Consider the following 19,777-nt stretch of genomic DNA (forward strand, 5'->3'; position numbering starts at 1 on the left):
CAATAAGAAGTTAGTAAGTGTTATAAATGTACGCAATTATAAAAATACCAACTACTTACTAGTATCAGTTATGTAACAGATATGTGTTACATATATTATAATATGACTAAGATGTATGCTTTAACAAGGGTCAAGCGAAGATTTATGATAAATAAAAGGCTATCTAAAATACATTTTAGATAGCCTCTACTATTTTTAAACCATATATAATATGATTCGATTAGATTTTTGTTTTATAATAACCTAATTGTCAAAAAGGAGTGCCAGGTTGGTTAACATATCCTCCATCAAATCTATGACAATCTGCACTTATATTTCCAAGATCATCGGTACAAAAGTTAGTGTCATTACCTCCATGTATTACTTTTAAACTAGAACTTTTCAATTCTTTGATTCCTTTAATTTGTAACATTTTCTTTATCATAATTTTATTTTTTAAAATTAGTGTCTGACTAAATATACAAAAAAGTATTGCTTTTAAAGCTTGTGTATCTATGAGATACTAAGGTGTCACCCTAAGATTATTTAATTAATCTGATAAATCAAAATACTATTCGCATCTCCTTGTGTAACAAAACCTACATTTTTATTGCGTTCTAAATAATCAAAATGTGCGGGACCAATTCCGTATACTGGGAAGTTGTCTATAGATTCTCCTTTCTCATTAAAACACAATACCTGACTCGTTTCTGTATTGGTAAGTGTAATATATATGTTCTTACCTACTTTAAAAATTTCTGGGGTTGTATAGGTGCCGTATTCTAATTCTATGGCTTTGTTATTAATGATTAAGTTGTTTTCTAATAAAGAGGTCATGGTATTTCCCCATGTGTTTACAATAGTGTTAGTGGTATTGTCACTTTGAGTGCGTGTTAGTTTCCCACTGGTATTAATACTTATTTTGCCTCCATTGATGTCATAGGTGGTAAATGTATTTTTCTCTTTGAAAATGGGTGTATCTCCAAATTGTATCGTTTCTTTTACAGTAACACGTGATTTTCCTGTACGACTTAAAATATTGAGTTTCCCACTGTTTTCTGCAATAACGATATAATCTTTGTTGCTTATTCGTATGTGTTTAGGCGGGTAAATAATAACACTTTCTGCTTTTGTAAAGCCAAATCCTTTGACAATTTTTGCTTCTTTATCAAACATCTGTAATTGTGTTCCTTGTGTGATGATAAAACGATACTTACGATTGTTTTCATAATCAAATACAGCGAGTGGCTGTGTGATCGTCTCATTAAAGCTAATAGGAAAGGGTTTTACTTCATTACCATTACGATCTAAAATATAGAATGTCTTTGGAGTGACAAAGGCTAATTGGAGTCTGCCATTACGATATAAATCTACTTGCTGTACATCTCCTAAAATAGGACCATCCAATTCTTTTTGCCACAATAATTTTCCACTATTGCTTATAAGGTGTAATGCATTTGACTCGTCTTGTAAAAGCACATCTGCGCCCTTGGTACGGTGGTTTTTGACAAGTTGAGGAGCGCGTGCAATAGATTTTTCTAGTTTTGTACTCGCAATTTGTGTAATAGCCCCTTCTTTTTGGGTGTTTTCATTTTTATTGATTACCGCATTCAAATGCATGAAATTTGAATCTTGAATAAGCTGTAATGCAGCAAATGGATAGGCCGTGATTTCTATATTTTTAAAAGCCTTTGCTTCTTTCTCAGAAACCAAATCTTGATAAGCAATCTTTTCTGTATTTGTGATTCTCAGGAAGCTAGCAGCATCGCTTAATTGGGATTTCGTATTCTTATACGCTCCAGAAAATAGTAGCGTTGCGTTATTCTGATAGTTTGCAATAATAGTCTCTAAGTGTTCTTGCTCTTCTGCAAACACATAATAACTATCTAAAACGCAGTATCGTTGTGCGGAAGGTGTTTTGATAATAGACTCATACGTTTTTGTGAATAGTGTTTTCTCTTTAAAACGATATATAGGAACCTGTCTATATACCGTTTCTTCTTCTTTGAGAGAAGCAACAGCATCTTCTGTAAGTGTAGGGTCTATGGTATGTGCAGCAATTACAACCCCAGCATCTAATTGGATACTTCCTATTTCATCAAAAGTGCTTAATACATCTTCTGCTTTTATGTCAAATTTTAAAGGATCTATTTTACGAAGATCTGCCAAGTTGTTTTTAAAAGCACTCCAATTATCATAAGAGATTGAGGTGACACTTTGAGCAACAATAGGTGCTATCTGATCTATCGTATTGGTAACAGGTTTCGTGTTTTTAAAGACTAATAAACGTTGCTCTGTCGAGTCTTTTGTAAGTGTAACACCGCTTATTTTAATATCATTCTGAGAAATGTCTAAATCTCCTAATGACCATGAAAAAGCCTCTCGTAATGGATGCTCTTTGGATGTTGGATATAAGGTCGTCCATAGATCATCCATTTCACTCCCTTTTAAGAGAATACTGGCTGTTGCATTACTCGTAGCATTATAAGCGGTTATAAAATCCTTGTCTGTTGCAAAGCTGTTATCTTCTTGCTCTCTAAGGGTATTCTCTAACAGTAATTGAGACGTACTCGCTATAAAAACATCATCTATGATCAGGGTATAAAAAGTAGCGTCAGGTGAGGTTATTTTTGTAATTGCAGGCGTTGTATTGCCTATGGTCGTTTTTTTAATTTTAGTACTGTCTGGAGTAAAAACTTTTGCTGTTGCTTTTGTGATAACACTTACATCATAGGTGTTATTTCCTATTTGGGTGTAGCAAATTAAGGTTTCGTTTTTTGATTTTATATCTTGTAATAACGGAGTGCTACTGGCTAAAAAATCCTGATACCTTGTTTTTGCAAAAGCTTGCATAAGATCATTATTCTTAATGGCAGATCGCAACCCTTTAAGATTAGTAGTTTTTACAATAACACTCGCTTTACGGGGGATATATTTTGTAAGTGTTGATGTTGCCGTAGATTGCTCTTGCTCACAAGCAATAAAACATAAGACCATTGCAATTAAAAAAAATCGTTTCATACGTGTAAATCCCTTTACTCAAATGTAAGGACTTGTATAAAAGAAATAAGCGTTTACTTTGAGGAGTTATCTACTGGGTTTTTAACAAGAGAATATCCTTCAAAATCTAGCTCATATTGCTCGGGAAGGAGTTTAAAGCTTTTACGATGATACTTGGTGATGCCATATTTTCTGATAGCTTCACGATGTTCCTTGGTAGGATATCCTTTATTTTTTTTCCAATTGTACATGGGATATTCTTCATGGATACGTTCCATAAAATGATCTCTTTCTGTTTTGGCAAGTACAGAGGCTGCGGCAATCGGTAGATATTTCCCATCTCCTTTGATAACACATGTGTGCGGAATGTCTGGATACGGTTTAAATTTATTTCCATCTACAAGAATATGTTGTGGTATACGCTTTCGCGAAAGCGTATATAGCATCGTATCAATACTGCGATGCATTCCCAATATGGAAGCATTTAAAATATTAATTTGATCAATCTCATCCATCATAATATGTGCAACTCCAAAGGCAATAGCTTCATGTTCAATAATAGGTTTGAGCTTTTCTCTTTTATGTTCGGAGAGTTGTTTTGAGTCGGTAAGGATCTCATTTTTAAAATGATCAGGAAGGAGTACGGCAGCTGCAGTCACAGGGCCAGCAAGGCATCCGCGACCCGCTTCATCGGTGCCACATTCTATAAGATCTGGATGAAATTTAAGCTTTAACATGGTTTTAGAGTTGTAAAATACGTGATTACGGGTAAAAAAATTAACTTTGGCTCTTCAAAATTATCTATGAAGGCATTTTTCATTTTATTTTTTATACTCGTTGCGTCGTCTGTATATGCGCAATTTCCTACGCTGCAACAAGGAACTAGAAATACAGGAGCTCAAGGCAACATAAGTAATAATAAGGTCGCAGATTTTGTGAGGCCTCCTATCGAAGATTATAAAATAATATCTATTAAGAGTGATACCATTACCGTAGATACATCACTTACCATTGCAAAAGATTATAAATTTAATTACTTGCGTAAAGATCGTTATGGGTTGTTACCATTTGCAAATACAGGACAAACACATAATACATTGGTATATCATTTTGATAAGCAATCGACACTTCCTAATAGTGTCGCACAATCCAGACATTTTAATTATTTAGGGGTAGAAGATATTAAGTATTACTATTTACCCACGCCTGTCACTGAATTGTACTTTAGAAGTGCCTTTGAACAAGGGCAACAATTGGATGCTTTTTTTACAATGAATACGTCACCAAGACTTAATTTTTCTGTTGCTTATAAAGGATTGCGAAGTCTTGGAAAATATCAAAACGCATTAACAAGTACAGGGAATTTTCGACTTGCGGGAAGTTATAGAACAAAAAATAATAGATACCGAATTAACGCGCATTGGGTTGCTCAAGATTTATTGAATCAAGAAAATGGTGGGTTGCAAGAACAAGCTATAGAACAGTTTACAAGCAATGATGACCAATTTAATGATCGATCAAGACTCTTAGTAAATTTTCAAGATGCCGAAAATATTCTTGATGGAACACGCGTATATGTAAAACATCATTATAAATTAATTGGCAAAAAAGATAGTATTGCTGATTATGCTCTCAAAATAGGACATGTTTTTAATAGTGAAAATAAGTTCTATGAGTATCGACAAAATGCAGCTAATGCTATTTTTGGAGATGCATTCCAGCAATCTAATTTTAGAGATAGAACCGATAATGAAGAGACCTATAATGAGTTGTATGCTGAATATAATGATAAGAATTTAGGAACGCTTACATTTCAAGCAAATACAACATATTATAACTATGGTTATAATTCAGTATTGATACAAGATGTTGATAATGATGGGATAGAAGAACGTATTCCTAATAGATTACAAGGAACCATTATTGCCGTTGGAGGCGGGTATAAGAATACAATTGGAAAAATAAATATTGAAGGTACTGCTCAGGTTAATGTCACTGGAGATTTTGATGGATTTAATGTCTTTGGGAGAGCTTCTTATGATATTGCGCCAGATAAAACATTTTCGGCAAGTATACTGAGTAATTCTAGACCAGCAGCCTATAATCATTTATTGTATCAGAGTAATTATATTAATTATAATTGGCATAATGCTCCTACCTATGAAAATGTACAAACAAATACACTCGCTGCGCGTTTGGAAGCCAATAAATGGATTAATATAGATGCTTCGGCGAGTACGATTTCTAACTATGCCTATTTTGGAATAGATGAAACAGATGGTTTTGTAAATTCTTTTCAAACAGATGAAACTATAAATCATCTTAAGGTAACTGCAAATAGAGAAGTCACCGTTGGTAAATTTGGATTAGATGCCACCGTCACTTTCCAGAATGTAAGCGGAGCAGAAGGTATTCTTAATACACCAGATATTTTAACAAGAGGAAGTTTATATTTTACGGATAGATTATTTAAAAGAGCATTGTTTTTACAAACAGGATTTACCGTACAGTATTTTACGGAGTATAATTTGAATTCTTATGACCCAGTTCTTGCAGAGTTTTATGTGCAAAATAATCAAGAAATAGGTGGTTTTCCTTTGATAGACTTCTTTGTAAATATGAAAGTGCGCCAAACAAGAATATTCTTTAAGGCAGAACATTTAAATAGTGGTTTTACAGGGAATGATTTCTTTAGTGCACCTGGATATCCTTATAGAGATTTTAATGTACGATTTGGGATTGTATGGAATTTCTTCTTATAACATACTGTTGAATTCTAATTGTTTAACTTTTTATTATACATAATCTAGCTTTTTTTGTTTTATTAAACAATTAATTGGGTTTTTATTAGTTTTAATAATTATGATTTTAGATTATGATTTAGCAGATAATACGATTGCGTATGTATTTGATGGGCCTATGGATGCTTCAACCATTGAAGCATTACAAGGTCAAATAGAGCGTAAATTAGAAATTCACGCACGTATTAATGTCTATCTAGAAGATAGAGGCGTTGAGTATTTTACATTATATTCTGTCATAGTAGGGATTATTTTTCCATTACAGCATTATAAGCGTTTTAATAGAGTTGCTATGGTGACAGATAGATCATGGATTCATTTGTTGTCAACTATTAATAATCAGTTTATTAGTGGAGATATACGTAATTATACCTCAGAAAAAAGGGTAGAGGCTATGCAATGGGTTTCAAATAGTTAATTCTTATTTTGTATATTACAACATAATCGACTCCCCTAGATTACTATGTTAGCAGATTTTAGCTTTGCCGATAATACTGTAGGTTACCTAATAGAAGGTACTATGAATAAAGAAGCCATCTTAGAGCTTCGTTCTCAAATTTTAGAGAAGTTTGAGACACACGATAAAATTAACTTGTATTTAGAAGATAGTAATATTGAGCATTTTTCATTGAGTGCTGCCACTATAGGTGCTCTTTTTCCATTAGAATATGCAAAACGATTTAATAAGATTGCGTTGGTAACAGATCGAAAATGGATTCATGCTCTTGCTGCGGTAGATAATGTCTTAATAGGCGCAGATCTTAAATATTTTCCTGTAAAAGATCGCATGTCTGCTATCTCTTGGATAGCAGAAGTAAATAGCTGATATATAGTAATTCATTCTCTTGTTTTTTGCCGCTAAAATCAATTTTTAAAAGAATAATAATTTTTTTTATTAAAAAGTTGTTTCTAACAAAAAAACGGTTGTATATTTGCCGTCCGCTAGCGCAGTACTGATGGCCTAATCAAGAAAAGTGTTACTGGAACATATATCGCGGGATAGAGCAGTAGGCAGCTCGTCGGGCTCATAACCCGAAGGTCACTGGTTCGAGTCCAGTTCCCGCTACTAGAAAAATCAAGCCTTCACAGAAATGTGAGGGCTTTTTTTATGAAATTTTCCCAACCTAAAATATATTGATAGAAAACGGTCTTCTGCTTTAAAACCAAGTAGTTCTACGTATTTAACAATGTGAAAATTTTGTTAAGTTTGTAATACCCTGAAAATGAAACATTAACCATTAACCGACTGAGTAATGAAATTTAAATCTATTATTTTAAAAAGTGTATTAGCCTTAGGGCTTGTATTACTTTCTTTTAGCGCTTGTGATCAGAAAAAACAAGAAAAAACAACACCAGAAGCAAAACTTGAGGCCTATAGTGATTTAGCGGTAGCTACTTCTACGGCATCAACCTCTTGCGATTGTGAGACAAATTGGTTCCCACATTCACAAACTCCAGCACCTGAAGAAGGAAAAGGGAGTCCTTTTGACACAGAGAATACCACCAATTGTATGTTTCAGCAATGGTCGTTTCAAAAGTTTTTATGGTTGACAAAACCTGAAGCAAATGGAAAACCACTATTCTTAAATACCTTAAAACAAGTAACAAACCAGATGGAAACTGTGAAGATTCCTTCTGGAACCTCTGTCGCATTATCTAGTATTAATCAAGCAGGACTAGATGCTGTTTTGCAGACAGTCCCAGAATATAGCGCAGATGGTAAAACATCTGATACGGTCTACTATTCTATACATATTAATGCTACGCTAGAAACTGCTATTACCAAGTATGTAGATAGTATAAAAAAGGGAACGCTGTCTAGGAATAACAATGCAACCTTCCCGATAGGATCTCTAGAAACTAAGGTTTCATGGGTGCCCGTAACATCATTACCAAGTGAGGATATTGCCAAAAACAACTATTATACAACCATGGCTGCTGTGACACAAGGAGATGGAACAGTCGTAAAAGAACAAGTAGCTTTATTAGGAATGCATGTAGTAGGCGTTGTCATTAATCACCCAGAATTTATCTGGGCAACTTTTGAGCATAATTCTTTAGCTCCTGTATTTGATGTACCATCAAATACAGCAAGTTCAGATGTCAATACACTTATCTTTAAGAAAGGAAGCGTTACAGGTGTTGATGGTATACGTTGGAAATCTGGAAAAGCAGTAAAAGCAGAACAAACTTTCGGTCTGTTTAAATATGGAGTAGCTGCAAAAGGACCTAACAACTATGTGAAAACGAGTCAGCCAGAGCCAGATAACTATAATAAAATAGATAGTCTTAATATGTGTGTATCTGCTAATCTTAAGAAAGAAAGCGATGTATGGCAAAATTACCAATATGATGGTGCTATTTGGCTAAATATGGATGGTTTAACAACGACACAACAAGCCGATACTATTGTGTCATTGTATAGACATATTAAAGATGCAACACCAGGATCGATGGCAAGAGGATCACTAGCTTCGGCAAATCTAACGATGGAAACATTTACGCAGACGTATCAAACAACTACAGATGAAATTACAGATGCATCAAAACTAATAAATTGCTTTAGCTGTCACCGTGGAGCTCCAGATACAGGAAGTGATACGATACGATCTCCGTTGTATTTAAGTCATGTGTTTAGTGGAAATGTTTCTCTTATTGTAGACGAGCAAACGCCAACAGAAATTGAAGCTAATAAACTAAAAGCCTTTATGAAAGTAATGTCTAAATCTAAATAGGTGTAGAAATTAGTTTTATAAGGTGTAATAGGATTCGTTCGCATTTATAAAATAAGAAAGAGGCTGTCTAAAAAGATGTAACTATCGTCAAACTGAAATGAATTCAGAATCACGTATTAAGTTGCTTTTTAGACAGCCTCTTTTTTTCATATGCTAGTTTCATTCATTTTCTTCTGAATTTTATCCAAACACAAATTCCCCATACTTCCTATATGTGTATGCTCTTTTGCAGATTCAGGACTATACATTCCAGATTGTACTTGAGATCCTATCTGTTGATAGGCATCCCTAAAAGAATGACCATCTATAACTAAAGTATTAATACTATCTACAGTATATAAATATTGATACTTTTCATCCTGTAGGTCAATATCTTTGATAATAATCTGTTTGATCGCATAATTAAAAATGTCTAGGATGCTTTCTACTTCTTGAAAAGCAGTTATACTATGTTCTTTCAATAGTTGAAAATCTCTATGATAGCCACTTGGAAGGTTATTTGTGATGAGAAGCATCTCTGTATGTAACGCCTGAATTTTATTGCATTTTCCTCTAATGAGTTCAAATACATCAGGATTCTTTTTATGTGGCATAATACTACTTCCCGTTGTTAATTGATCTGGGAAGGAAATAAATCCAAAATTCTGACTCATATACAAACAAATATCCATAGCAAACCTTCCTAAAGTATTACATAAACTACCTAAAGCACTTGCAATAGTACGTTCATTTTTTCCTCTACTTAATTGCGCTGCAATGACATTGTATTTAAGGGTAGAAAAACCAAGTTCTTTTGTGGTGAAATTTCGATCAATAGGAAACGAACTCCCATAACCTGCCGCCGATCCTAGTGGGTTTTGATCGACGGTTTTTAAAGCAGCATTTAGAAGATATATGTCATCTATCAACACTTCTGCATAGGCAGAAAACCACAAGCCAAAGGAAGATGGCATCGCTACTTGTAAATGAGTGTAGCCTGGAATTACTGCATTTTTATGCGTTTCGGCGAGTCCTAAAAGTGTGTCAAATAAGGTTTCAGTTTTTGAAACAACCTCTTGTAAATGCTCTTTGTAAAATAACTGTAAAGCCACCAAGACCTGATCATTTCTAGAACGTGCTGTATGAATCTTTTTGCCTACATCCCCATATCTAGAAGTAAGTTCATATTCTATCTTAGAATGCACATCTTCAAATTGCGTTTCTATAGTAAACGTTCCTTCTTCTATATCTTTTGCAATGTCGTGTAATCCTTTTTCTAGAAGTTGTAATTCTTCCGAAGAAATGATCCCAATGAACGCTAGCATTTTTGCATGAGCTACAGAAGCTTGTACGTCATATATTGCAATATGAAGGTCGATTTCTCGGTCATTTCCTACCGTAAATTGTTCTATTTGTTGATCTATTGTAATTCCTTTATCCCAAAGTTTCATACTACTATTTTTAAGGTGTTTTATACGCTTTCGCGAAATGAAATGAAGCAGAAGTTTATGCTGAGTTCATCGAAGTACGAAAGCGTACTCAATATTATTCGTGTTTTATATAATCGCTTTTTCTAATAAAGCAGTGTATAGTTGAATCGCCTCTTCAATTTCGGCGATATAAATAAATTCATCTGCGGTATGTGATCGTTTGCTTTCTCCTGGACCTAATTTTAAAGAAGGACAGGTTAATATCGCCTGATCAGATAAAGTTGGAGATCCATAGGTCTTTCTACCTAATGAAATTCCTGCTTGTACAAGTACATGTGCTGGTGAAATGGAAGACGAATTTAAGCGTGTGCCACGAGGTGTGATTTGTGTACACGGACTCTCTCTTTCTAAAATATCACAGATTTCCTGATTAGAATATGCGTCATTCACACGCACGTCAATCACTAAGTTTACTTCTGCCGGAATTGCATTATGCTGTATGCCTGCATTGATTTGAGTGACCGTCATTTTCACATCTCCTAATACCTCTGACGTTTTTTTGAATTGATATTCTTGAAACCATTTCAAAACTTCAATAGTGTTGTAAATAGCATTGTTGTTATTAGGATGTGCTGCATGACTAGGAGTACCTTTTACGACAGCATCAAATACAACCAATCCTTTTTCGGCGATAGCGAGTTGCATATTTGTAGGTTCTCCTACAATTGCAACATCTATTTTTGGAATTTGGTTAAGGATACTATGTAACCCTTGAGGTCCGCTATTTTCTTCTTCCGCCGAAGCGACAAATAGTAGATGATACTGTAGGTCTTCTCTATGATAATAATAGGTAAATGTAGCAAGCAAAGAAACCAAAGCACCTCCTGCATCATTACTGCCTAAACCATATAATTTTCCATCTTCAATAATAGCTTTAAATGGATCTTTCGTATATCCTTTATTCGGTTGTACGGTATCATGGTGTGAGTTTAATAATAAGGTAGGCTTGCCTTTGTCTACCGACGAGGTAGTTTCGCGAAAGCTTTTATTAACCGCCCAAATATTATTATTGATCTTGTTATACGGAATCTTATATTTAGTAAACCATGCTATAATAAGTGCAGCCGTATGATTTTCTTCTCCAGAAAATGAAGGTGTCTCAATTAAGCTTTTGAGAAGTGTAATGGCATTTGTTGTAAGCTGTTCTAGTGTTTTCATTTTTGTATAGAAGTATAAATAGTGTTGGTAGTAAATAACATATCAGATAAACCAATAGATACGCTATGTACATTGTGGTTAAGTGCATAAAAGCAGTTGTCAATTTTTGGAATCATACCTTCTGTGATAATTCCTTGATCGATAAGTGTTTTATAGTTGTTTTGATCTATCGTTTGAATCACAGAGTCTTCATCTTCGATAGATTGTAACACTCCTTTCTTTTCAAAACAGTAATACAACTCAACTTTGTATTTGTTTGAAAAAGCAATGGCTAATGCTGACGCTATGGTATCTGCATTCGTATTTAATAACTGTCTTTGGGTATCATGAGTAATAGCACAAAAAACGGGAGTGATGTTATTCTTTATAAGAAGTTCTAACGTCCTTGTATTCACTTGTGAGACATCGCCTACATATCCAAAGTCTATTTCTGTGATGGGTCTTTTTGTAGCAATGATAGTATTTCCATCAGCGCCAGAAAGTCCAATGGCATTACACTGATGTGCTTGTAAAAGAGCAACTATATTCTTGTTGATTTTACCAGCATAGGTCATCGTGATAATGTCTAATGTATCTGCATCCGTAATACGTCTTCCTTGATACATTTTTACCTCAATATTTAGCTGTTGGGCTAGGGAAGTAGCTAATTTCCCTCCTCCATGAACTAATATCTTTGGACCTTGTAAAGAAGCAAATTTCTCTAAAAATGGTAGTAATTTTTTAGTATCATTAATGATATTGCCTCCTATTTTTATAACCTTAAGTATTTTCATGACGATAGCTGTTCTAATAGGTTTTTTAATACAATTTGAGCTGCAAAGGTTCTATTGTTTGCTTGCGGTATGACAATAGAATTTTCACTGTCTAAAACAGCGTCTGCGATCACCATGTTTCTACGTACAGGTAGACAATGCATACAGGAGGCATTTCCTATCTTTTCTTTTGTGATCATCCAATTAGGATCTTGACTTATCACCTGTCCGTACTGATCGTAACTACTCCAATTTTTCACATAGACAAAATCGGCATCTTGTAGAGCTTTTTTTTGATTGTAGAAAACAGGCGTGTCTTTTATAATCTCAGATGCTAGATCATATCCTTTAGGATGTGTAACCGAAAGATCTACATCTAGTAATTGCATGGTTTTTATAAAAGAGTTTGCAACAGCATGTGGCAATGCTTTAGGATGTGGTGCCCATGACAAAACTACTTTTGGTTTCTTTTTGATCGCATGTTCTGTAATAGTGATGGCATCAGTAAGTGCTTGCAACGGATGTGCGGTAGCACTTTCCATATTAACAATTGGAACCGAAGCATACGTTTTAAAGCTATTCAAGATATACTCAGAGGCATCTTCTTCTTTGTTTTTTAAACTAGGAAAAGCTCTTACAGCGATGATGTCTGCATACTGAGAGATGACTTGCGCTGCTTCTTTGATATGTTCGGCGGTTTGTAAATTCATTACCGTACCATCTTTAAATTCTAGATTCCACGTATTACTGATGTCTAAGATCATCACATCCATACCTAAGTTTTTTGCTGCTTTTTCTGTACTTAATCGGGTACGTAAACTAGAATTAAAGAATAACATCACTAGTGTTTTATGTTTTCCTAGGGTGTCAAATTGAAACGGATTTGCTTTCAGTGTAATGGCTTCCTGAATGGTTTTAGATAGGTTTTTGATGTCGTGTATAGAAGTATAGTTATTCATCTATTTTTAGTTTATTCAAAATATTGTCAAATGCCCATTATGGGCCTCATAATTCCTGTTGTAATGCGTGTATAAGTTGATCTACGTGTTCTTTCTGTATGGTTAAAGGCGGAAGAATTCGTAATAGGTTTGGATTTTTAGAATTCCCTGTGAATATGTGATGTTTATGAATGAGTGTTTTTCGAAGTTCTGCAATTGGAAAATCAAACTCTAAACCTAGCATGAGTCCGCGACCTTTAACTGTTTTAAGTTTAGAAAGTGACTGTGCTTTTTCAATAAAGTAGGTAGAAAGCGCTTTTACGTGTTGCATCAATTGCTGTTCTTCTATAATAGCTAGTACTGCAATAGAAGCAGCACACGCCAAGTGATTTCCACCAAACGTAGTTCCTAACATTCCAAAAGAGGCTTTTAGATTCGGATGAATCAAAATACCTCCTACAGGAAATCCATTTCCCATCCCTTTTGCTATGGAAATAATATCTGGCGTGATGCCATGCTTTTGAAAAGCAAAGAAATCGCCTGTTCTCCCAAAGCCTGATTGTACTTCATCAGCAATAAATAAGGTGTTATATTCTTTACAAAGTTTCGCGACAGCGGTATAAAACGCCGTAGGCATTTCATCCAGACCCCCAACTCCTTGAATACATTCAACAATCACAGCACAAGTCTTGTCTTGTTTTAAAATAGCTTCAACCGTTTGAAGATCTCCTAACGTCACAAAATCTACTTCTTGTTGTGCATTAATCGGAGCAACAATTTTAGGATTGTCTGTTGCTGCAACGGCGGCAGAAGTTCTTCCGTGAAACGAATTTTTAAAGGCAAGGACTTTTTTCTTTCCAGTATAAAAAGAGGCTAGTTTCAATGCATTTTCATTGGCTTCGGCTCCAGAATTACAAAGAAATAGTTGATAGTCCTGACAGCCTGATAATAGCCCTAGCTTCTTTGCTAATTTTTGCTGTAATGGATTCTGTACCGAATTACTATAAAATCCGATTTTTTGTAATTGCTCACTAATAGATTGCACGTAATGTGGATGTGAGTGGCCGATAGAAATAACAGCATGGCCTCCATACAAATCGAGATATTTCACACCCTTCGTATCATACACAAAGACATCTTTCGCGGAAGCGGGAGTAATATCAAAGAGTGGATATACATTAAATAAACTCATAACTGTTCTTTTTTTATAGTGTTGATTTTATTGAAAGATGCTACCATTCCTTGAATGAGAGAAGAACTCAATCCTTTATGCTCCATCTCATTTAATCCTTCGATGGTGCATCCCTTTGGTGTAGTCACTCGGTCTATTTCCTGTTCTGGATGTCGTTTGTTTTGAATCAATAAACTGGCAGCGCCTTCACTCGTATACATAGCGAGTTGTTGCGCTTCTTCAGCATCAAACCCTAATTGAATAGCAGCCTGAGTAGTCGCTCTAATCAAACGCATCCAAAAAGCAATCCCACTCGCGCAAACTACTGTTGCAGCTTGCATTTGAGGTTCTGGGATTTGTAATGAGTGTCCTAGTTGATTGAATATCGTTTCGGCTATTTTAATATGTTGTTTTCCTTGTGTATTACTGCATAAACATGTCATCGATTTTCCTACAGCAATAGCAGTATTAGGCATGGCTCTTATGATCGCTTTGTCTTGACCAATACTATGTTCTATAGCTGCTATTGAAAATCCAGTGATGGTGGAAATGATACTGTGATTTTTAGTTAATAATGGTTTTGCATCGATGAGTATTTGTGCAGCTTGGGCTGGTTGAACTGCTAGTAGGATAACATCAGATTTTTGAATCGCCAAGGCATTGTCTTGCGTTATAATAACCTGTTTGTTATCTTCAAATTCTTTGAGTTCTTGTATGTTTCTTTTTGTGAGGTAAAGACTAGTTACATCTTGATTGCTTAGCAACCCTTTTGCAATAGACTTCCCTAAATTCCCTGTTCCTATAATGGCTATTTTCATATCTGTTATTTTTTAAAAATGAGACCCTTTTAAGAGTAGTCCATCTGTTTCTACAAGACCAAAAGCTACATTCATATTCTGAATTGCTTGTCCTGAAGCGCCTTTTAATAGATTGTCAAGCGTACTTGTAATTAATAATTTGTCTTGATGCTTTTCTATATGGAGGACACATTTATTGGTGTTTACTACCTGTTTTAAGTGAATACTATTATCGGATACGATGGTAAAAGGAGCTTCTTGATAATAGGTTTTATATATACTGGTTGCTTCTTCTAAGGTTCCTTTAAAATGGGTGTACGCTGTCGCGAAAATGCCTCTCGAGAAATTCCCTCGGTTAGGAATAAAATGAATTTCACTATTAAAGTTAGACTGTAAATGCTTCACCGTCTGGTAGATTTCTCCTAAATGCTGATGGTTAAATGCTTTATAGTGAGAAAAATTATTATCTCTCCATGTAAAGTGTGTTGTTTGTGAAAGGGAAACTCCAGCGCCAGTCGCCCCAGTAACTGCATTGACATGAATATCTGATGTTAATAGATTCTGAGATGCTAAGGGAGCAATGGCTAACTGAATCGCCGTCGCAAAACATCCTGGGTTTGCAATATGTTGCGCCTTTTGAATACTCTTTTTATTTACTTCTGGTAAACCGTATGTAAACTGCTTTGCTTTATAATGTGCATCTTCAGAAAGTCTGAAGTCATTGCTTAGATCAATGATTTTTGTGTCTTGAGAAAAAGAATGTGTGTCTAAAAATTCTTTTGATTTCCCATGACCTAAACATAGAAATACGACATCTACCTGTGGATTGATTGTATTTGTGAATACTAGATCTGTATACCCTAAGAGGTCTTGGTGGACTTTATGTACATTATTTCCAGCATTAGATGTGCTAAAAATAAAATCAATACTTGTTTTAGGATGATGTAATAAGACTCTTATGAGTTCTCCAGCAGTATAGCCAGCACCTCCTATGATTCCTGCTTTGATCATGATGTTGTGTGTATTTGTTGGTATATCTTGTTTTGATTTCCATTAATTTTTATAAATCCCTTTGCTTCTTCGGCAGTCCACTGTGTGTTCATTTCGCCATAACTACCAAACTTAGAACTCATTAAATCATTCTTAGAAATGATGCCTTCTAAGAAAAAGTGATATGGTTGTAATGTTACAATCACTTCTCCAGAAACTTTGTCTTGACTATTCGTTAAGAAAGCTTCCATATCTCTCATTACGGGATCTAAGTATTGGCCTTCGTGTAAATGCATTCCATAGAAGTTTGATAGGTATTCTTTATGTTGTAATTGCCACTTGGTAAGCGTGTGTTTTTCTAATAAATGATGAGCCTTAATAATGATGAGTGCAGCAGCAGCTTCAAACCCTACACGTCCTTTAATACCCACAATCGTATCACCTACATGGATATCTCTTCCTATAGCATACGGAGAAGCTAGGTTTTGTAAGAGTTCAATGTTTTTTTCTGGAGTTTGTTTATTTCCATTGATAGCGATGAGTTCTCCTTTTTCAAAGGTTAGGATAACATTCTCTTTTCCATCTTTGGTGAGTTGGGAAGGGAAAGCTTTTTCTGGTAATCCTTTTTCTGAAGTTAATGTCTCTTCTCCTCCTACACTGGTTCCCCAGAGACCTTTATTTATAGAGTACTTTGCTTTTTCCCAAGAGGCATCTATATTGTGTTTTTGTAAATAGGCTATTTCTTGTTGTCTAGAAAGCTGTTGGTCTCTAATAGGTGTGATGATTTCAATTTCTGGAGCAAGTGTTTGAAAAATCATATCAAATCGTACTTGATCATTTCCAGCACCAGTGCTTCCATGTGCAATATGTGTTGCTCCGACACTTTTTGCATATTCAATAATCTCAATGGCTTGAACAATACGCTCTGCACTTACAGATAAAGGGTAGGTATTGTTCTTTAAGACATTTCCGAAAATCAAATACTTTATTACTTTTTCGTAGAATGAAGTAATAGCGTCTATATTTTTATATGTGGTTACTCCTAATGTATATGCCGTTTTTTCTATACTATTGATTTCATCAGAAGTAAAACCTCCTGTATTAATACTTACTGCATGTACTTCAAATCCTTTTTCTTTTGATAAGTGAACGGCACAATAGGATGTGTCTAAACCGCCACTGTATGCAAGTACTATTTTTTTTGATGTATTCATTTCTTTTTGTTTTTTAAAAACAAGGTTTGTTTGATGCTTTTTAGTCTTGTGAACGCTTTTGTTGTTATCTTTTTAGGTGTTGTACTTACCTTGTTATTTGGATCGTATAACATTCCTGTACAAAGACACATTGATTGATTGGTGCGTTGGAGTACATCATAATTTTTACACGTTTGACAGCCATCCCAAAAGGTTTGATCTTTGGTGAGTTCAGAAAAAGTAACAGGCGTATATCCTAGATTGCTATTTAATTTCATAACGGCAAGTCCTGTAGTGATGCTAAATATTTTTGCATCAGGAAACTTACTTCTTGAATGTTCAAAAACATGTTTTTTGATTTGTGTGGCGAGTCCTTGACCTCTATAATCTGGATGGACAATCAAACCAGAATTTGCAACAAACTTTCCATGACTCCATGTTTCTATATAACAGAAGCCTGCAAATTTATTTTTGTCAAGGGCAATAACAGCATTCCCTTTTTTCATTTTTGAAATGATATATTCAGGCTTTCGTCTTGCGATACCTGTGCCTCGTGTTTGTGCTGCTTTTTCTATAGTCTCACATATGACTTTTGCATATGCGATGTGTGTTTGATCAGCAATAATGATTTCCATTGTTGTTGATTTAAAAAGTTAAAATGTATTGTGATGAATTTTGAAAGAAGAACCGGACTCACCTAAGTTCCATAAATAGAAGTGCACCCTTACGGGCGGCGAAAGAAAAAGGGGCGTACCAACCGTGTGCTATTGTTTAAAATAGCATTGGTGATAAAATAAGATTTGAAATTTAAATGGTACACAATAAAAAAATAAAAACGTAATGAATATAACTCGTCGAACTAAAAAGAATTAGCGTCGGCGTCGCACGGGGGGTGCGATTGTTATAATACGTGTTTTATTTTTTGAAGTATTCATACTGCAAATGTAGTACATTTTTGAAATAATAACAGGGTTGAATATGTTTTTTCATGAAATAACTGAAAATTCATGATAAGTGACTCTTCAGTTAGCAAATGGTGTTATATATTTTTGAAGGATATTTTGAATCATATAAAATAAAAAATAGCGACCTGTTCGGGACCGCTATTTTTTTGAATAATAAAACATACTTTAAGAATGAAGTACCAGTTTATTCTTATTGTACTATTTTAAACTAAACTAATTTATATAGAATGTTGCTTAATTCAATATGAATTAATCTTCAAGAGTGATTTGAATAACACTTTCCATTCGTACTTTTTTTCCTTCAATTTTTGCTTGTAGGAAGATATCTTCTGCTTTTATTTTAGCAGCTTCTAGTTCTACAATTCTATCTCTGTCTGATGCACAAGAATCACTGTGATCTGTTTCAAAGAGCGACATACGCTTTATTTGGTGAAAGTTTATTTTTTTAGCAATCATAGGCGTAAGGATATCTTGTGCTTCTGATGCTGTAAAACAACCATCTATCAAATTAATCTGATGTTTGTCTTTTGCTACTTCTGGAGATGATACTAATGTATTCATAGGTGTTTATTTTAAACTGCATTAATTTTATAGTACAAATGTCTTATTAATTATTTATATATTTTTATTTATATATTTAATGTATGTTATAAATAAAAATTATGATCATTGAATGAGGTGTAAATATAATGGCATTCCAAGAGTGATATTGAAAGGAAAGGTAATTGCTAATGCCATGGGGATGTATAAACTTGGATTTGCTTTTGGTGCAGCAAGTTTCATCGCTGCGGGAACTGCAATGTAAGATGCACTGGCAGCTAGTATTGCAAATAAGAGTCTGTTTCCTTCACTTTCTATAAATAAACCACTAATTATTGCGACAGCACATCCATTTATTATGGGGATTGCAATAGCAAATATGAGGGCAAACCAACCTTTCTTTATGAGGTCTGATAATTTTCGTCCACTTGTAATTCCCATGTCTAGTAAAAATACAGCTAGAAAGCCTTTGAAAATATCCGTAGTGAATGGTTTTATGCCTTCGGCTTGGGCTTCACTGGTTAAGAATCCGATAATTAGACTTCCTATAATAAGGAGTACACTCCCATTTGTGAGTGCATGATGAATTACCTTTTTCATGGGGACTCTATCTTTCTTCTTGTTTTTTGCAAAAATGGTAATAAGTAATAACCCAACCATAATAGAGGGTGCTTCCATAAGCGCCATAACGGCTACCATATGCCCATTAAAAGCAATTTGCTCCATCTCAAGAAACGAAATGGTAGTCACAAAGGTTACGGCACTTACAGACCCATAAGCTGCAGCAATAGCACCAGAGTTTTCTAAAGAAAACTTTTTTCGTAAGATGAAAAAAGTGTAGCAAGGAATTACGATGGCGAGTAACATTCCAAATAATAATGACCATAAAATTTCATTGTTAAATGTACTGTGAGCTAATTCTTGACCTCCTTTAAATCCGATACATAAGAGTAAATAGAGGGATATGAATTTTGAAGAATTTCCTGGGATGCTTAAATCACTTTTTACTTGTACTGCGATGATTCCTAGAAAGAAAAAAAGTAATGCAGGGTTAGTTAAATTGTCAAATAATAAATGTAGATCCATTTTAAATATGTACTATTTGTAGTTGTATTGTTTACTGTTCTTTTTTAAATAATAATAACATGCATATAATACTGGATCCAATTAGTATTTCTTTTAGGAATAGATGATTGCTAATTAAGGATAGCCCTATAAAAAAACTAAATATTAATAGTATTGCTATGTTGCTTAAAGATACTTTAGAGCCCTTTTTGTTAGATTTTTTT

18 protein-coding genes and 1 tRNA gene are annotated in these 19,777 nt (G+C 34.5%); 5 read left to right on the plus strand and 14 right to left on the minus strand.

Translation table 11 applies throughout. The annotated features are described in order from the left end of the window. Positions 1–250: 250 nt before the first annotated feature. From Q1A60_RS01035 to Q1A60_RS01045, 3 genes are all read right to left on the minus strand, one after another. The gene (locus Q1A60_RS01035) at positions 251–424 is read right to left on the minus strand and encodes a hypothetical protein (protein ID WP_299763084.1); all 174 of its coding nucleotides are present in this window, start codon (positions 422–424) and stop codon (positions 251–253) included. 101 nt (positions 425–525) lie between these two features. Continuing rightward, positions 526–3,000: a hypothetical protein gene (locus tag Q1A60_RS01040; RefSeq protein WP_299763086.1), complete on the minus strand. Its 2,475-nt coding sequence runs from the start codon at positions 2,998–3,000 to the stop codon at positions 526–528. A gap of 53 nt (positions 3,001–3,053) precedes the next feature. Further along, positions 3,054–3,716 carry a ribonuclease HII gene (locus tag Q1A60_RS01045; protein WP_299763088.1) on the minus strand — a complete coding sequence of 221 codons (663 nt, stop codon included), beginning with the start codon at positions 3,714–3,716 and terminating at the stop codon, positions 3,054–3,056. Positions 3,717–3,782: 66 nt separating this feature from the next. Here Q1A60_RS01045 and Q1A60_RS01050 point away from each other — a divergent pair, with 66 nt between their 5' ends. The 5 genes from Q1A60_RS01050 (at position 3,783) to Q1A60_RS01070 (ending at position 8,515) form a co-directional block, all read left to right on the plus strand. After that, positions 3,783–5,741: a putative porin gene (locus Q1A60_RS01050; protein ID WP_299763090.1), complete on the plus strand. Its 1,959-nt coding sequence runs from the start codon at positions 3,783–3,785 to the stop codon at positions 5,739–5,741. 100 nt (positions 5,742–5,841) lie between these two features. Beyond that, positions 5,842–6,198, plus strand: coding sequence for an STAS/SEC14 domain-containing protein (locus Q1A60_RS01055; protein WP_299763092.1), 357 nt, complete (start codon positions 5,842–5,844; stop codon positions 6,196–6,198). A 45-nt stretch (positions 6,199–6,243) separates the two neighbouring features. Then, positions 6,244–6,606, plus strand: coding sequence for an STAS/SEC14 domain-containing protein (locus Q1A60_RS01060; RefSeq protein WP_299763094.1), 363 nt, complete (start codon positions 6,244–6,246; stop codon positions 6,604–6,606). Positions 6,607–6,773: 167 nt separating this feature from the next. Then, a tRNA-Met gene (locus tag Q1A60_RS01065) sits at positions 6,774–6,846 on the plus strand. Positions 6,847–7,033: 187 nt separating this feature from the next. Then, positions 7,034–8,515, plus strand: a complete 1,482-nt coding sequence (locus Q1A60_RS01070; RefSeq protein WP_299763096.1) for a hypothetical protein — start codon at positions 7,034–7,036, stop codon at positions 8,513–8,515. A 146-nt stretch (positions 8,516–8,661) separates the two neighbouring features. Here the strand turns inward: Q1A60_RS01070 and argH are convergent, their stop codons facing one another. From argH to Q1A60_RS01125, 11 genes are all read right to left on the minus strand, one after another. After that, a complete protein-coding gene (argH, locus tag Q1A60_RS01075; RefSeq protein WP_299763098.1) occupies positions 8,662–9,945 on the minus strand; it encodes an argininosuccinate lyase in 1,284 nt (427 codons plus the stop codon). Between the two features lie 105 nt (positions 9,946–10,050). Next, a complete protein-coding gene (locus Q1A60_RS01080) occupies positions 10,051–11,142 on the minus strand; it encodes a M20 family metallo-hydrolase (protein WP_299763100.1) in 1,092 nt (363 codons plus the stop codon). Continuing rightward, complete coding sequence (argB, locus tag Q1A60_RS01085; protein ID WP_299763102.1) at positions 11,139–11,915, minus strand: acetylglutamate kinase; 777 nt, start codon at positions 11,913–11,915, stop codon at positions 11,139–11,141. The genes Q1A60_RS01080 and argB overlap by 4 nt, the downstream gene beginning before the upstream one ends. Then, positions 11,912–12,853, minus strand: a complete 942-nt coding sequence (locus Q1A60_RS01090; RefSeq protein WP_299763104.1) for an acetylornithine carbamoyltransferase — start codon at positions 12,851–12,853, stop codon at positions 11,912–11,914. The genes argB and Q1A60_RS01090 overlap by 4 nt, the downstream gene beginning before the upstream one ends. Positions 12,854–12,899: 46 nt before the next feature. Then, on the minus strand, positions 12,900–14,024 hold the full coding sequence (locus Q1A60_RS01095; protein ID WP_299763106.1) for an aminotransferase class III-fold pyridoxal phosphate-dependent enzyme: 1,125 nt from the start codon (positions 14,022–14,024) through the stop codon (positions 12,900–12,902). Next, complete coding sequence (gene proC / locus Q1A60_RS01100; RefSeq protein WP_299763109.1) at positions 14,021–14,821, minus strand: pyrroline-5-carboxylate reductase; 801 nt, start codon at positions 14,819–14,821, stop codon at positions 14,021–14,023. The genes Q1A60_RS01095 and proC overlap by 4 nt, the downstream gene beginning before the upstream one ends. Positions 14,822–14,833: 12 nt before the next feature. Next, complete coding sequence (argC, locus tag Q1A60_RS01105; protein ID WP_299763111.1) at positions 14,834–15,811, minus strand: N-acetyl-gamma-glutamyl-phosphate reductase; 978 nt, start codon at positions 15,809–15,811, stop codon at positions 14,834–14,836. Then, positions 15,808–17,004, minus strand: coding sequence for an argininosuccinate synthase domain-containing protein (locus tag Q1A60_RS01110; RefSeq protein WP_299763113.1), 1,197 nt, complete (start codon positions 17,002–17,004; stop codon positions 15,808–15,810). Before Q1A60_RS01110 ends, argC begins: the two co-directional genes overlap by 4 nt. Further along, positions 17,001–17,618, minus strand: a complete 618-nt coding sequence (locus Q1A60_RS01115) for a GNAT family N-acetyltransferase (RefSeq protein ID WP_299763115.1) — start codon at positions 17,616–17,618, stop codon at positions 17,001–17,003. The genes Q1A60_RS01110 and Q1A60_RS01115 overlap by 4 nt, the downstream gene beginning before the upstream one ends. 579 nt (positions 17,619–18,197) lie before the next feature. After that, the gene (locus Q1A60_RS01120) at positions 18,198–18,509 is read right to left on the minus strand and encodes a hypothetical protein (protein WP_299763117.1); all 312 of its coding nucleotides are present in this window, start codon (positions 18,507–18,509) and stop codon (positions 18,198–18,200) included. A gap of 105 nt (positions 18,510–18,614) precedes the next feature. Next, the gene (locus Q1A60_RS01125) at positions 18,615–19,574 is read right to left on the minus strand and encodes a sodium-dependent bicarbonate transport family permease (protein ID WP_299763119.1); all 960 of its coding nucleotides are present in this window, start codon (positions 19,572–19,574) and stop codon (positions 18,615–18,617) included. Between the last annotated feature and the right edge of the window lie 203 nt (positions 19,575–19,777).

The sequence above is a fragment of the uncultured Dokdonia sp. genome, from assembly GCF_947492535.1.
Lineage (GTDB): Bacteria > Bacteroidota > Bacteroidia > Flavobacteriales > Flavobacteriaceae > Dokdonia.